At 68.7% G+C, this 13,662-nt stretch carries 15 protein-coding genes; 4 read left to right on the top strand and 11 right to left on the bottom strand.

Annotated features, from left to right (window positions below):
• Positions 1-10 precede the first annotated feature (10 nt).
• Positions 11-589 (top strand): DUF305 domain-containing protein, encoded by a 579-nt coding sequence (locus tag DAA40_RS12640; protein ID WP_106850039.1) that lies wholly within the window; start codon positions 11-13, stop codon positions 587-589.
• A 145-nt stretch (positions 590-734) separates the two neighbouring features.
• On the opposite strand, the gene DAA40_RS12645 is transcribed toward DAA40_RS12640, so the two are convergent.
• From DAA40_RS12645 to DAA40_RS12660, 4 genes are read right to left on the bottom strand one after another with little or no spacing between them, the layout of a single operon-like run.
• Positions 735-1,760, bottom strand: coding sequence for a glutathione S-transferase family protein (locus tag DAA40_RS12645; RefSeq protein WP_106850040.1), 1,026 nt, complete (start codon positions 1,758-1,760; stop codon positions 735-737).
• Between the two features lie 18 nt (positions 1,761-1,778).
• Complete coding sequence (locus tag DAA40_RS12650) at positions 1,779-2,432, bottom strand: GyrI-like domain-containing protein (protein ID WP_106850041.1); 654 nt, start codon at positions 2,430-2,432, stop codon at positions 1,779-1,781.
• Positions 2,429-2,569, bottom strand: coding sequence for a MerR family DNA-binding transcriptional regulator (locus DAA40_RS12655; protein WP_106850042.1), 141 nt, complete (start codon positions 2,567-2,569; stop codon positions 2,429-2,431). The genes DAA40_RS12650 and DAA40_RS12655 overlap by 4 nt, the downstream gene beginning before the upstream one ends.
• A gap of 57 nt (positions 2,570-2,626) precedes the next feature.
• A complete protein-coding gene (locus DAA40_RS12660; protein ID WP_158716426.1) occupies positions 2,627-3,541 on the bottom strand; it encodes an LLM class flavin-dependent oxidoreductase in 915 nt (304 codons plus the stop codon).
• A 158-nt stretch (positions 3,542-3,699) separates the two neighbouring features.
• On the opposite strand from DAA40_RS12660, the gene DAA40_RS12665 reads away from it, so the two are divergent.
• Entirely contained in the window at positions 3,700-4,848 is a 1,149-nt protein-coding gene (locus DAA40_RS12665; RefSeq protein ID WP_106850044.1) for an acyl-CoA dehydrogenase family protein, read from the top strand.
• Between the two features lie 64 nt (positions 4,849-4,912).
• On the opposite strand, the gene DAA40_RS12670 is transcribed toward DAA40_RS12665, so the two are convergent.
• From DAA40_RS12670 to DAA40_RS12685, 4 genes are read right to left on the bottom strand one after another with little or no spacing between them, the layout of a single operon-like run.
• Positions 4,913-5,635, bottom strand: a complete 723-nt coding sequence (locus DAA40_RS12670; RefSeq protein ID WP_106850045.1) for a GDSL-type esterase/lipase family protein — start codon at positions 5,633-5,635, stop codon at positions 4,913-4,915.
• Entirely contained in the window at positions 5,632-6,759 is a 1,128-nt protein-coding gene (locus DAA40_RS12675) for a glycosyltransferase (protein ID WP_106850046.1), read from the bottom strand. Before DAA40_RS12675 ends, DAA40_RS12670 begins: the two co-directional genes overlap by 4 nt.
• Positions 6,749-7,831: a glycosyltransferase gene (locus DAA40_RS12680; RefSeq protein ID WP_158716427.1), complete on the bottom strand. Its 1,083-nt coding sequence runs from the start codon at positions 7,829-7,831 to the stop codon at positions 6,749-6,751. Before DAA40_RS12680 ends, DAA40_RS12675 begins: the two co-directional genes overlap by 11 nt.
• A gap of 11 nt (positions 7,832-7,842) precedes the next feature.
• The gene (locus tag DAA40_RS12685) at positions 7,843-9,213 is read right to left on the bottom strand and encodes a UDP-glucose/GDP-mannose dehydrogenase family protein (RefSeq protein WP_106850048.1); all 1,371 of its coding nucleotides are present in this window, start codon (positions 9,211-9,213) and stop codon (positions 7,843-7,845) included.
• A 240-nt stretch (positions 9,214-9,453) separates the two neighbouring features.
• On the opposite strand from DAA40_RS12685, the gene DAA40_RS12690 reads away from it, so the two are divergent.
• Complete coding sequence (locus DAA40_RS12690) at positions 9,454-10,029, top strand: hypothetical protein (RefSeq protein ID WP_106850049.1); 576 nt, start codon at positions 9,454-9,456, stop codon at positions 10,027-10,029.
• Positions 10,030-10,157: 128 nt separating this feature from the next.
• Here the strand turns inward: DAA40_RS12690 and DAA40_RS12695 are convergent, their stop codons facing one another.
• A complete protein-coding gene (locus DAA40_RS12695; protein WP_234356360.1) occupies positions 10,158-10,934 on the bottom strand; it encodes a MerR family transcriptional regulator in 777 nt (258 codons plus the stop codon).
• 146 nt (positions 10,935-11,080) lie between these two features.
• Here DAA40_RS12695 and DAA40_RS12700 point away from each other — a divergent pair, with 146 nt between their 5' ends.
• Positions 11,081-11,431 carry a hypothetical protein gene (locus DAA40_RS12700; RefSeq protein WP_158716428.1) on the top strand — a complete coding sequence of 117 codons (351 nt, stop codon included), beginning with the start codon at positions 11,081-11,083 and terminating at the stop codon, positions 11,429-11,431.
• Positions 11,432-11,530: 99 nt separating this feature from the next.
• On the opposite strand, the gene lysS is transcribed toward DAA40_RS12700, so the two are convergent.
• Positions 11,531-13,045 carry a lysine--tRNA ligase gene (gene lysS / locus DAA40_RS12705; RefSeq protein WP_199849738.1) on the bottom strand — a complete coding sequence of 505 codons (1,515 nt, stop codon included), beginning with the start codon at positions 13,043-13,045 and terminating at the stop codon, positions 11,531-11,533.
• Positions 13,046-13,141: 96 nt separating this feature from the next.
• Positions 13,142-13,594, bottom strand: a complete 453-nt coding sequence (locus tag DAA40_RS12710; RefSeq protein ID WP_158716429.1) for a GNAT family N-acetyltransferase — start codon at positions 13,592-13,594, stop codon at positions 13,142-13,144.
• Between the last annotated feature and the right edge of the window lie 68 nt (positions 13,595-13,662).

Raw genomic sequence — 13,662 nt, forward strand, 5'->3', positions numbered from 1 at the left:
GAGAAACAGCATGAAGAAGTACCTAGCAGTCCTCGCCGCCGTCCTCACGGCACTATTGGTCGCAGGCTGCGGCTCGAACGCGGACACCGCCAGCGAGTCGTCGTCCGCCGCGTCGGAGGAGCACAACACGCAGGACGTGATGTTTGCGCAGATGATGGTCCCGCACCACCAGCAGGCCATCGAGATGGCCGACATGGTGCCGGGGCGCGGCGCGAGCCCGCAGCTCGAGTCGCTCGCCGAGCAGATCAAGAACGCCCAGCAACCCGAGATCGACGAGATGACCGGGTGGTTGGAGTCGTGGGACCAGAACGTTCCCGACCCGGACTCGTCCATGGGTGATCACGCCGGTCACGCCGGGATGGGCGGCATGATGACGGACGAGCAGATGACCGCGCTGGAGGCGGCGTCCGGCCCCGAGTTCGAGAAGATGTGGCTGGAGATGATGATCCAGCACCACGCAGGGGCGGTGCAGATGGCCGAGGAGCAGAAGGAGTACGGCCAGTACGAGCCGGCGATGGCGATGGCCGACGAGATCATCAAGAGCCAGCAGGCCGAGATCGATCAGATGGAAGAGATGTTGGCCTCGTAGCTCGACATTCCACGGCGGGCACGGCAGGCCCGACCCGCGGTGCTTCCTGGTGCGCTACGCGAGCGATAGCGCGCCAGGAGCACCGCGGGTGGTGCCGTGCGGATGTGCGGCGTGCGGGAGTGCCGCGCGGGGGTGCTCCAGTCGGTCAGCGCACCCAGGACGGCGGCTGCTCGTCCTCGCGGACCGGGGGCGGCGGCGTGCCGTCACCGAACGGCCGGCCGCCGAGCGACTCCCGGCCGTGCTCGGTCAGCCACGCGTCGAGGTTCGGGCCCTTCGGGATGATCCCGCTCGGGTTGATGTCCGTGTGGACGACGTAGTAGTGCGCCTTGATCTGCTCGAAGTCAGTCGTATCGCCGAAGCCAGGCGTCTGGTACAGGTCGCGCGCATAGCCCCAAAGCGCGGGCATCTCGGCGAGCTTGTTGCGGTTGGTCTTGAAATGCCCGTGATAGACAGGATCGAAGCGCGCGAGCGTGGTGAACAGTCGCACGTCGGCCTCGGTGATCTGCTCGCCCATCAGGTAGCGGCGATCGGTCAGCCGCTCCTCGAGCCAGTCCAGCGCCGTCCAGAGCCGGTCGTACGCCGCGTCGTAGGACTCCTGCGATCCGGCGAATCCGCACCGGTAGACGCCGTTGTTGACCTCGGTGTAGATGCGCTGCATGACGTCGTCCATCTCGTCGCGCAGGTCCTCCGGGTAGAGGTCCGGCGCGCCGTCGCGGTGGAACTCGCGCCATTCGCTGGAGAAGTCCAGGGTGATCTGCGCGAAGTCGTTGGTGACCACCTCGCCGCTGGGGACGTCGACGATCGCGGGGACGGTGATCCCCTTCGAGTAATCGGGGAAGCGCTTGAGGTAGGCGTCCTTGATGCGCGGGATCTGCAGGACGGGGTCCACGCCGCCTGGATCGAGATCGAAGGTCCACGAGTCGGGGTCGTGCGTGGGGCCCGGCAGGCCGACGCTGATGGCGTCCTCCAGGCCGAGCAGCCGCCGGACGATCAGGGTGCGGTTCGCCCACGGGCACGCCCGCGCGGCCACGAGACGGTAGCGACCGGCCTCGACCTTCCACCCGCTGGAGCCGTCCGCGGTGATGCGGTCATCGATGTACGTGGTGTCGCGGGTGAACTCCTTGCCCGGCACGGAGTAGACACCGCCCTTGCTGTGCTCTTCGTTCGCCATACCTCAATAGTTGCACCTTCAACTACTTTTCGCCACCCCGCCCTTGGCCCGATTCACCCCTGCGTCTTTGACGGGTTGGCGCAGTACGGTCCGGAGCTTCTCCTGCGGCACCCGGCGGGGGTCGCTCAGGTAAATCTCATGGTGCGGCCCGTTCCAGGTCAGCCCGCGCGACGGCATGATCTCGTGATGCAGCCGGGCGAGGGTCGGCGCCTCGTCGTCATAGCTGCCGATGTGCATGATCTGCAGCGAGCGTCCCTCGTCGAGCTCGATCGCCCGCACGTCGGCGATCCGCAGCTCCGGCTTGGTCTCCCGCGCCTTTGCCAGACCGGCGTCGACGTCCCCGACGGGCACCTGCTCGGGCAGCGGGATCAGCATCGTCCAGTCCCAGTCCGCCTTGCGGCCGCCTGCGAACGCTGTCGGGTCGTCACTCGACCACAAGCCCTCCAGCGGACCCACCACGAAGTCCACGCCCGATTCTGACCGCGCGGTGAACTTGACGGCGTACGCCGCCGCGTACAGCGCCGGCACGGCCGAGGCGTACTCCTTTGCGTGGTTCGGGTCGCCATGCCCGTCGATCGCGAGATAACGCATGAGCGGCACGTGCACCTCGACGAAGTTGCGGACGCCGGGCCGGTACAGGTCCTTGCGATCCTTCTTGAGGTCGATCTTCACGCTGCGGCCTCGTAGTAGCTGTAGCCGCTCGACTCGTCGACCCTGGTCGGGTGAAGCAGCCCGAGGCGGTCGTATTGCCGAAGCACCCAGGCCGAGACCCCGCCGAGTCGCGCGAAGTCACCGATCGTCAGGGACATGAGTCGACCTTACGAACGCACGGCGAGGCGCACCAGGTCTCGCCCCGAGTCCAGCCGCTACGCGAAGGCCTCCATGACGCGACGCGCACCGCCGAGATGCCCGCCCTTGACCGCGCCCGGAACCAGAATCGGCGTCGTCACGCCGGCCTCGACCCAAGCCGCGGTGCGATCGCGCACCTCTTCCGCGCTCCCGTACAGCGTGAAGCTCGACAGCCATCGCTCGCTCATCAGCGACGGGATGGCCTTCTGATCGCCGTCCTCGATCGCCTTCTCGAAGGCGTCCATCTCCTGCTCGAACCCGGCGGTGCGCCAGTAGTTGCGATAGTTCGGCAGCATCGCGTAGCCGACGAGCGACTCGCGGTGCCGATTGGCGGCGGCCTCCTTGTCGTCGTCCACGATGGTGGGGATCATGTTGGCCACGATGTGCCCTGACTCGCGCCGTTCCGCCGGGATCCGGCCCACGGCACGCGCGGCGTCGTTCAGGCAGATGTTCGCGAAGATCGTTCCTTGGCCGAGCTCGGTGCTCAGCGCGATCATCTTGTCCCGCAGCGCGGCGAACAGCAGCGGCGGCAGGCCCAGGTCGCGGTCGCCGGGCTTCGGATCATTGGCGCGGAGGTCCTCGACGTACTGCCGCAGGTCGGCCAGCGGCTTGCCGCGGTTGACCACGCCCATCCGGTCCAGCGCAGGCTCGTGGCTGACCCCCAGACCGAGCAGGAACCGGCCGCCGGACACCTCGTTCAGGTACGAGGAGTAGCTGGCCAGAGCCGAGGCGTTCTGCAGGTAGATCGGCTGGATCGACGTCGCGATCTTGTTCTCGGTCGCGACCGCGAGGGAGCCGCACAGGCCGAGCGCCTCGCCGGGGCTCTGTATGAACAGTCCGGCGAACCCCCGCCTGTCAGCTTCCTGGGCGAGCTCGATGGTCTGGCGCCGACGTCCGGGAACGGCGATGAGTGAGAGTGCAGGCGGCGTCACGATGGCGTCCTCGTCGATCGGTGGAAGAGTTGAGCCAACACTAGTGCCGACCACCCGCGCCGGTGCAGGGTCGGCTCCAGCGAGGACGCCTCTGGACAGAGGTAGTTAGCAGTGCGAAACTGCTCGTCACGTCGTCCGCGAGACCTGGGAGCCAGCACATGGAGCGCAATCTGTACGAGCAGGAGCACGAGGACTTCCGCCAGATGGTGCGGTCCTTCATGGAGAAGGAGGTCGCTCCGCACAACGAGGAGTGGCTCGACGACAAGATAGTGCCCAAGTCGCTGTTCACCAAGGCCGCCGAGATCGGGCTCATGGGGCTGAACGTGCCCGAGGAGTACGGCGGCGCCGGCGAGGTCGGCTACCGCTACAACCAGATCATCTCCGAGGAGACCGCCCGCGTCGGCGGGCACCTGGGCGGCATGCGGGTGCACACCGACGTCTGCCTGCCCTACATCCTCGAGTACGCCAATGACGAGCAGAAGCAGCGCTGGTTGCCGAAGATCGCCGAGGGCAAGGGGATGCTCTCGATCGCGATGACCGAGCCGGGCACCGGCTCTGACCTCGCCGGCATCAAGACCAACGCCAAGCTGGACGGCGACCACTGGGTGCTCAACGGCGCGAAGACCTTCATCACCGGGGGCGCGAACGCCGACCTCGTCATCGTCGTCGCGCGGACGTCGACCGACCCGGAGAACCGCCGCAAGGGCCTGAGCCTGCTGGTCGTCGAGGACGGCATGGAGGGCTTCGAGAAGGGCCGGCTGCTGAACAAGATCGGCCTGCCGCTGCAGGACACCGTCGAGCTGTCATTCACCGACGTGCACGTGCCGACGGCGAACCTCCTCGGCGAGGAGGGCGAGGCGTTCAGCTACCTCGGCCACAACCTCCCGCAGGAGCGACTGTCGATCGCCTCGGGCGCGCTGGTCGCGTGCGAGGCGGCGCTGAACTACACCTTGGAGTACGTCAAGGAACGCGAGGTCTTCGGCAAGGCGCTGGCGACCTTCCAGAACACCAAGTTCGAACTGGCCGCGATCGAGGCCAAGATCGAGGCCGCCCGGGCCATGGTCGACCGCGCCGTCCTGCTGCACGAGGAGGGCAAGCTGACGCCGGTCGACGCCGCCAAGGCCAAGCTGTTCTGTACCGAGCTGCAGGGCGAGGTCGTGGACCGCTGCCTGCAGCTGTTCGGCGGGTTCGGCTACATGCTCGAGTACCCCATCGCGCGGCTCTACACCGACGCCCGCGTCACCCGGATCTACGGCGGGACGTCGGAGATCATGAAGACGATCATCGCCAAATCTCTCGGCATCTAAGGGTCCTCGCCCCGGTTTTCGAACGGCACGCCGTGGAATCCGCGCGATCCGTTCCACGATCGGGTCAGCGTCGGGCGGGGCGGCGGTCGAGGCGGCGGCGCAGCATCCAGCGCCAGCCGTTGCGCAGGTACCACTGCCAGCGCTGCCGCGCGGTGAAGCTCGGCAGACCATCGGGGACGACGACCTCCGGCGGGGCCAGTCCCCACCGCTCGGCGAGGGCCACGGCGTACCGCTCGGCGTAGTAGTAGTGCCCGGCCTGCGAGAGGTGGGTCCCGTCCGGCCCCGTGACGTGGTTTCCTGGCCACGGCACGTGGATGCCGCCCGCCGCCGTTGATCGTGCCGCGATGAGCCGGTTGACCAGCGCCCCCTGCCGATCCCACGCCCGCATCGCCCAGGACGGGCCGGGCAGGACCGACGAGATCCGCGGCAGCTCCATCGTCAGCGGAGAGCCGCCGGCCTCCTGTACCGCGTCGAACACGCGGGTCACCGCAGCGCGCGTCTGATCGAGGGTGTACGACGACCGCAGGACGTCGTTCCCGCCGATCCACAGGCACACCAGGTCCCCCGGCCGGATGTCGGCCTGCGGCAACTGGCTGGCGAGCACGTCCTGCGAGGTCACTCCGATGCTCGCCAGGCGTGAGGTGAGCGTCGCGTCGGTGCCCATCAGGCGCAGCAGGTCGACCATGATCTCGTGCCATGGCACCAGCGGGTCGTTGCTCCACACGTCGGCGATCGCGGCGGTCAGCGAGTCGCCCAGCCCGTGGACGACGACCCGCTCGGGCCTCATCGCTCGTACCCGGCCAGCAGCTGCCGCGCCGCCTCCTCCCACGTGTAGCTCGCGGCGGACGCCGCCGACCCGGCCCGTGCCCGGGGATCGCGCCGCAGCGCCAGCGCGGCCTCGCCGAAGCCCTGTGCAGTGCCCGGCGCGGGGCGAGTCTGCGGGATCTCGCTGATCGACCCGGACTCGCGGCAGACCACCGGTAGCCCGCACGCCATTGCCTCGAGCGCGCTGACCCCGAAGGTTTCGAAAGGACCGGGCGCGACAAACACGTCCGCGGAGCGCAGCAGCTCGGCCATCCGGTGTGGACCATCGACGTACCCGACCATGCGGGCATGCGGGTGGCGAGCGACCTGCGCCGCCTCCGGTCCCGAGCCGATCACGATCAGCTCGACGTCCACCCCGGTGCCGGCGATGTACTCCGCGGCCCGGGCGCTCAGCGTCGGGTCCTTCTCTGCGGAGAGCCGCCCGGCGTGCACCAGCCGAATCCCACCCGCGGTGGGTTTTGCCTCGCTATCCCCACCTGCGGTGGGTCTTGCCTCGCTAGAGCGAGTCGTAACGTCCCGCAGGTGGAAGATCGAGTGGTCGACGCCCCACGGGATGACGCTCACGTCGATGCCGGCGTCGGCGTACGGCGTGGCGGCGAACTCGCTCGGCGCGACGACGGCATCGACGGAGCGGCCTAGTCGCGCCAGCCAGCGCAAGGTCGGTCGCGCCGCTACGGGCAGCCGGCTCCAGAAGGCCGCGAGCAGGTCGAGCCGCTCGTGCGCGACCAGCACCGACCGGATGCCGCGCCCGCGACACTCGCCGCCCACCCAGGCGAGCGTCAGCTGGTCGTGCACCTCGACGACGTCCGGGCGCACCTCGTCGATCAGGGACCGGATCGCTGGCCGGCTGAGCACCAGACGGTAGGGCTGTCCGGGGGCGAGCGGCATCCCGGGCAGCGTGCCGACGTCCAGCACCCCCGGCACCGCCTCGATGCCGGACGACGGTCCCGGGACGACGATCGTGCTGTGCACCCCTAGGTCGGCGTGGGCGTGCGACAACCGCCGCATGACGGTGCGTATGCCGCCGCTGGTGGGTGATACGAAGTTGGCCAGGCGCAGGACCTTCAGACGGCGATCAGCGGGCACTCAACGCCTCGTCGTACGACGACAGCAGGGACTGCATGCTCGACTCCCACGTCCGGTGTCCCACGGTTGCCGCGATGGCCGTGGGCTCACGCTGCGCCACTGACAGCTCGGCGAGGGCGGCAGCCCGCAGCGCCGCGGCGTCCCCGCCGGTGAAGTGCCGGCCCGAGACGCCGGGGACGACGAGCTCGGTGCTGCCCGATCCGGCGTCCGGCACGATGCACGGCACCCCAGACGAGAGTGCCTCGAGCACGACCTGGGACAGCGTCTCCCCGCGGCCGGGATGCACGAACAGGTCCAGAGACGACACGGCCTTCGGGTAGGCCGGTCCGGTGAGCTTTCCGGTGAACTCCGCCTCGGGCATGAGCCGTTCGAGCCTGGCCCGCGCGGGGCCGTCGCCGATGATCTTCAGCTGCGTGCCCTCGATACCGCGCAACGCGGCGAGCAGGTCGAGCTCCTTCTCACCGGCGAGGCGGCCTGCGTAGCCGATGGTCCGCGGACGGCCGTTCGTGGCGGCGAGACGCTCGTTCCGACGGTGCGGAGTGAACCGGATGGTGTCGATGGCCCGCAGCCATTCCCGCGGGACCGGGGATCCCCAGCGGCGCAGGGTGTTGAGTGCGTACTGCGAGCAGGCGACGTTGATGGTGGCCATGGAGTGCAGTGCCCGCTGCACCTTGCTCGCGGCGCGAGAGGTGACGGCGGTGCCCGGCAGCCCGCGCATCACCTGGGTGCTGAAGGCGGTGAAGTCGGTCAGGTAGGCGGCGACAGCGGGGACGGCGTGACGGCGGGCAGCGCGCAGCGCGCTGTAGCCGACCGACAGCGGCGAGGCGACGTGTATCAGGTCGGGGCGCCACTGCTGGATCATCCGGACGGTCTTCGCACCCAGCCGGCCGACGGTGTATTCCTGCGTGGGGCCGACGCGCATCGACTTCGCGGGGTGCAGCTCCTCGCCCGGCGACTGGTCGGTGACCGGCGCGATCACGCGCGTCTCGTGCCCTCGCGCGCGCAGCTCCTGCACCAGGCGCACGCTCGAGGTGGCCACGCCGTTCATCGCCGGCGGCCACGACTCGGTCACGAAGACGATCTTCACCCGCCGACCGCCCACGCCTGAGCATCGACATCGACATCGAAGAAAGTCGATGCGAGGGGTCTCCCCCACGCGCGATAGCTCCACCCTGCCCGGCTCCACTGCTCGGGCTTGAGGCCGTGACGGCCGTCGATGATCCGCCGGCGACGTACGACGCGGCCGAGTGACTCGGGGTCCAACTCGCGATAGTCGGGCCACTCGGTGAGGTGCAGGACGACGTCTGCCCCGCGCGCGGCCCGTAGGACGTCGCGCTCGTACCGAAGCCGCGGGTGCGCCTTCTTCGCGTTGTCGATGGCGAGCGGGTCGTGCACGGTGACCCGGGCGCCGAGGGCGTCACAGATCCGGGCCACGTCCAGAGCGGGCGACTCGCGGACGTCGTCCGTGTGCGGCTTGAAGGCCGCTCCCAGCACCGTGATGTTCTTGCCCATCAGGTCCCCGTCGCACATGTCGAGGGCGAGCTCGACGACGTTGGTGCGGGCCTTGCCGTTGACCTGCTCGACGGCGCGCATCATCGTCACGGCGGGCTCGGCGCCGTACTCCTCGGCGCGCGCTTGGAAGCCGGCGAGGTCCTTGGGCAGACACCCTCCCCCGAACCCGAGCCCGGCCGACAGGAACTGGTGACCGATGCGCGCGTCCATGCCGATCGCCTCGGCGAGCGCGACGACGTCCGCCCCGGACTGCTCACACAGCTCGGCGACCGCGTTGATGAATGAGATCTTCGTGGCCAGAAAGGCGTTGGCGGCCACCTTGACCAGCTCGGCGGTCGCGTAGTCGACCACCAGACGCTGGGTGCCGCGTGAGTACTGCGGCGCAAAAATCTCATCGAGCACGTCCACGTCGTCCTGAGGGCGGCTGCCGCCGGTCCCGTAGACGATCCGGTCCGGGTTGAGCGTGTCGTGTACGCACCGGCCTTGGCGGACGAACTCCGGGCTCCACGCCAGGCGCACCTCGCGGCCCGCGGCCTGACGCAGCGCGGTCGACAGCAGGGCTGCGGTTCCGACCGGGACGGTTGACTTGCCGACCACCAGGGCGTCCGGCTTCAGATAGGGCACCAGGCCGAGCGCGGCGTCGAAGACGTGCGACGTGTCGGTCTCGCGCCCATCGGCACTCTGCGGAGTCCCGACGCACAGGAAGTGGACGTCGCAGTCGGCGAGGTCGGCGACGCGGTGCGTGAAGGTGATCCGCCGACGCGCGGCGCGGAAGACCTCCTCCAGCCCCGGCTCGAAGAACGGCAGCCGGCCCTTGCGGAGACCATCGACGCGATGCCGGTCGATGTCGATGCCGACGACCTCGAACCCTTCGTGAGCGAGGCAGATCGCGTGGACGAGGCCGAGATACCCCAGACCGCTGACCGAGATTCGACGGCTCATCGTTGCTCCTCCCGCGGCGTCCGACTCGGACGCCGACCGAGGCCACGTGTGGCAGCCTCGGGAACATTGCATGCGCGTCGCACGTCGCGATGGCGAACACCACGTGATGTCAGATGAACGCTCAGAAGAACATCGATGCACCCATTGATTCGCCTCTCGTCGATATTATGGTGCGGGGAATCGACGTCCGATCGGTCCGCGCGCAACCGCCCGGCGTCTGAGGCGGTGGAGGATGTTCAGATGAGGTTCGGCAAGAGCGCCATCGCCGCGACGATCGCCGCTGTAACCGCGTTCGGCGCGGGCTGTAACGAAACCACCGGCGGAGCTGGCTCGCCGTCGCCCGACTCCAGCTCGTCGTCCGGGCCCGGTTCGTCGTCCGAGGCCGGCCCGTCCACGAGCGGACAGCAGGGCGACCCGGTCGGAAAGCTGGTGTTCAACGAGACCGAGGGGAGCTCCAACGGGGACGCCGTACGGGCGTATGCAGAGTCGAGCCCGGATCCAATGCTCCTGCGCTCGGCGGAGGAGCTCACCGCGTGGCGCAGCGGGCTCCCGGGCGAGCTGGGTGACGACGCGAGCGTGGTCTCGGCCCCGTCGCTGATGGACGATGCCGTCGCGGTGGCCGCCAGCTACCCGAAGTGCATGGAGACCAGCGCCGTCATGGCCCACGACGGGGGCAAGATCAGCTTCGAGGTGTGGGTCCCCGAGGAGCACAAGAACACCGCGTGCTCCTGGTCGCCGGTCGAGCTTGAGCTGTGGATCGTCGAGCTCGACGAGCTGGGCGCCGACTCGCCCGAGGACGTCGAGCTGGTCGACTGACGCACTGACAGCCGACTCGCGGCGTGCTCCGCGACGGAACCGAGCGGTTCTCGTTCGGAGCACACCGCGAGCGCCGATGTCGCGCTGCGAATCGCGAGCCGCGGCGACCGGTGTCGCGCCGCGAAGCGCTAGCTACGGCGGTCGGCGTTGGCGTGGATGGCGTCGCGGACGTACTGCGCCATCCCCGGTCGGACGGCGTCGTAGTACGCGGTGAATCGCTCGTCGCCCACGTACATGTCCGCCAGGTTGCGCTGCATGTCGTAGCCGCAGTCGTAGAACCGCTCGATGCTCTGGCGGTGCAGCTCGGCTGCGTCCATGGCCCGCTCGCTGGTCGCCGGCTCGCCGGCGTCCATCGCGGCCGCGAACGCCTCGTTGACGGCGTCCCCCTCTGCCTTCACCTGCTGCCAGTCGGCCTTGGTGTACTTCGCCGTCCGCTCCTGGGACTGCTTCCATGCGTCGGTCTCGCCCCAGCGCTGCTGCGCCTCCTCGGCGTACGACTCGTCGAAGGCGTCGCCGAACAGCTGGCGCATCTCGTCGTCGGTCATCTTCTCGTTGCTCATTTCCTTCTCCAATGCAAGGTCGATTGCCTCGACGAGCTCGCGCAGCTCGTCCAGGCGGGACATGACCGTTGCGCGCTGACGACGCAGGTGATCGGCCGCGTTCTCTCCGTCGTCCAACAGGGCGGCGATCTCCTCCAGCGGCAGCTCGAGCCGCCGGTAGACCACGATCTGCTGGAGGCGGGTGAGGTCCTCCTGGGTGTAGAGCCGGTAGCCGGCCGGGGAGCGCTCACTGGGGGTGAGCAGCCCGATCTCGTCGTAGTGGTGCAGCGTGCGCACCGTGACACCGAAGGTGTCGGCCACCTTCCCTACTGTCCAGGCGGTCATCGCCTGCGTCCTCTCGGTCATGGCTCCTACGATCGGGCCTCACGTCGCGGGAGGGTCAAGCCTATTTCCGGACGACTTCTGCACGCGCACGAGACACGGGTGAGGGTGCGGCCAGCCTGATCCCGACAGGACGCCACACGCCCAATGCGGCGTGCGAGGATGGCTCGGTGTTCGTGAAGGTGTGCGGTCTGGACTCGGTCGCGAACGCCCGCATCGCGGTAGCCGCCGGTGCCGACGCGATCGGCGTCGTGATGAGTCCTCGCAGCCCTCGCCACTTGGACCTCGAGTCGGCCGCCGAGATCGTGGCTGCGGTGCGTGGCGAGGTCGACACCGTGCTCGTCGTCCGCGAGATGGACGCCGTCGAGGCTGCGCAGACCGCCCGGCAGTTGGGCGTCAGGGTGCTGCAGCTGCACGGAGGGCGTTACCAACGGGAGGAATTCGAACGCGCCGCCGAGCGGTTCGGGCATCTCTGGCGCGCCACCTCCATGGCGGAGCGTCCCGACCGGTCGGCCAGCTGAGCTCGTTTCTCCCTAGGTGCTCACCTGAGCACCGTCTGGCGTGCACAGGTGAGCACCTAACCTCGACTCGTGCGCACGCAGGTCGCGCTCGGACGGGTACTACTCGGGCTTGACGAAGGGGAACAGGATGGTCTCGCGGATGCCGCGGCCGGTGAACACCCGCAGCATCCGGTCCACGCCGATGCCGACCCCGCCGGTGGGTGGCATGCCGTACTCGAGCGCCCGCAGGAAGTCCTCGTCGACGTCCATCGCCTCGACGTCCCCGCCCGCCCGCTGCGCGGCCTGGTCGGTGAACCGCTCACGCTGGATCACCGGATCTACGAGCTCGGAGTACCCGGTGGCGCATTCCATGCCGTCGATGTAGAGGTCCCACTTCTCCACTACGCCGGGGATCGAGCGGTGGGCGCGCACCAGCGGCGAGGTGTCGACCGGGAAATCGATCACGAACAGCGGCCCGGAGAGCAGGTCGGACGACGTCGCCTCGAAGATCTCCTCCAGCACCTTGCCGGCGACCCACGCGGGGTTGACCTTCACCCCAATGCGGTCGGCCACCGAACGCAGCTCGTCGAGGGAGGTCTCCGGCGTCAGCTTGGCACCCGAGCCTTCGGAGGCCATCTCGTACAGCGAGCGCTTGGGCCACTCCCCGGACAGGTCGATCGACGAGTCGTCCCAGCGCTCGAAGCTCAGGGCCCCGACGGCGTCCTGCGCCGCCTGCTGGTAGAGCTCCTGGGTCAGCGCGGCGACGTCGTTGTAGTCGGCGTACGCCTGGTAGAACTCAAGCATCACGAACTCCGGCGAGTGCGTCGAGTCGGCTCCCTCGTTGCGGAAGTTGCGGTTGATCTCGAAGACCCGGTCGATGCCGCCGACGACGCCCCGCTTCAGAAACAGCTCGGGCGCGATCCGCAGGTAGACGTCCTGGTCGTAGGCGTTGTAGTAGGTGGTGAACGGCCGCGCCGGGGCGCCGCCCTGCACCGCCTGCAGCATCGGCGTCTCGACCTCGATGAAGCCGTGGTCACCGAGCGTACGGCGCAGCGAGGCGATCGTCCGACCGCGCGTCTCGACCATCCGGCGCGCCTCGGGACGCACGATCAGGTCGGCGTACCGCTGGCGGATCCGGGTCTCCTCGTTCATCGGCTTGTGCGCCACCGGAAGCGGCCGGATCGCCTTGGCCGTCAGCTGCCACGAGTCGGCCATCACCGACAGCTCCCCGCGCTTGGAGGTGATCACCTCGCCCTCGGCGAAGATGTGATCGCCCAGGTCGACGTCCGACTTCCAGCGCGCGAGCGACTGCTCACCGACGTTGGCCAGCGACAGCATCACCTGCAGCTCCACGCCGCCCTCGCGCAGCGTGGCAAAGCAGAGCTTGCCGGTGTTGCGCATGAAGATCAGCCGGCCGGTGACGCCGACGCGCTCGCCGGTCTGGGTGTCGGCGGGCAGGTCCGGGTGCCGCTGACGGACCTGCGCAAGCGAGGTGGTGCGGGGTACGGAGACGACGTACGGCTCGATTCCGTCACCGAGCAGGCGATCACGCTTCTCGCGGCGGATCCGCAGCTGCTCGGGGAGGTCGTCGTCCTGCTGGTCGTCGTTCGGGGATAGATCGGGGTTCTGCGCCACGCTGAAAACCCTACGGCACGCTTATGCGGTGGGTTTCACCCCGCTACAGCGCTCGTAGCGTGGTGGAACCCACCGCATGCCGGGGTCGGTGGGGAGCTATAGCTCCTTCGAGAGCTTGACGACCTGTTCGCCATAGCCGATTGCCGCGTAGAAGTCACGAGCGGTCTGGTTAGACGCCGGGGTCTCGATGTGAATCCACTTGTGGCCACGGCCGCGGGCCCAGTCCTCACACGCCTCCATCAGCTTGGTGCCGACGCCCTCCCGCGCGACGCGCTCGTCGACGGCGAGACCGTCGACGTACGCCTCCTTCTGACCGACCATCTGGCCCTTCATGAACACCTTCACCATGCCGGCGACGCCCTGGTCGTCCTCGGCGACGTACACGGCGGTCGGGGTCTGGTTGGTGGCCTCCTCCGCGGCGAGCATCCACTCGACGGTGTCGAACGGCCCGGTGCCTTCGTCATGGAAGGGGTTGACGTTCTCCATCAGACGCGGTGCCAGCTTCTCGCAGGCGGCACGATCACGTTCTTCGAACGGGCGGATGTTCATTGAGAGTCCTCCACTCATCGACGTACTGGGCCGATCCTAGGCATATCGTGGGTAACGCGGTAGCCGGA

This window comes from Blastococcus sp. Marseille-P5729, assembly GCF_900292035.1.
GTDB lineage: Bacteria > Actinomycetota > Actinomycetes > Mycobacteriales > Antricoccaceae > Cumulibacter.

Excerpts from the sequence above, each read along its gene's own strand:
- DAA40_RS12695 (WP_234356360.1), bottom strand. The coding sequence starts at position 10,934 with ATGACCGAGAGGACGCAGGCGATGACCGCCTGGACAGTAGGGAAGGTG.
- DAA40_RS12645 (WP_106850040.1), bottom strand. The coding sequence starts at position 1,760 with ATGGCGAACGAAGAGCACAGCAAGGGCGGTGTCTACTCCGTGCCGGGC.
- DAA40_RS12640 (WP_106850039.1), top strand. The coding sequence starts at position 11 with ATGAAGAAGTACCTAGCAGTCCTCGCCGCCGTCCTCACGGCACTATTG.
- DAA40_RS12655 (WP_106850042.1), bottom strand. The coding sequence starts at position 2,569 with ATGTCCCTGACGATCGGTGACTTCGCGCGACTCGGCGGGGTCTCGGCC.
- DAA40_RS12710 (WP_158716429.1), bottom strand. The coding sequence starts at position 13,594 with ATGAACATCCGCCCGTTCGAAGAACGTGATCGTGCCGCCTGCGAGAAG.
- DAA40_RS12670 (WP_106850045.1), bottom strand. The coding sequence starts at position 5,635 with ATGAGGCCCGAGCGGGTCGTCGTCCACGGGCTGGGCGACTCGCTGACC.
- DAA40_RS12690 (WP_106850049.1), top strand. The coding sequence starts at position 9,454 with ATGAGGTTCGGCAAGAGCGCCATCGCCGCGACGATCGCCGCTGTAACC.
- DAA40_RS12665 (WP_106850044.1), top strand. The coding sequence starts at position 3,700 with ATGGAGCGCAATCTGTACGAGCAGGAGCACGAGGACTTCCGCCAGATG.
- DAA40_RS12685 (WP_106850048.1), bottom strand. The coding sequence starts at position 9,213 with ATGAGCCGTCGAATCTCGGTCAGCGGTCTGGGGTATCTCGGCCTCGTC.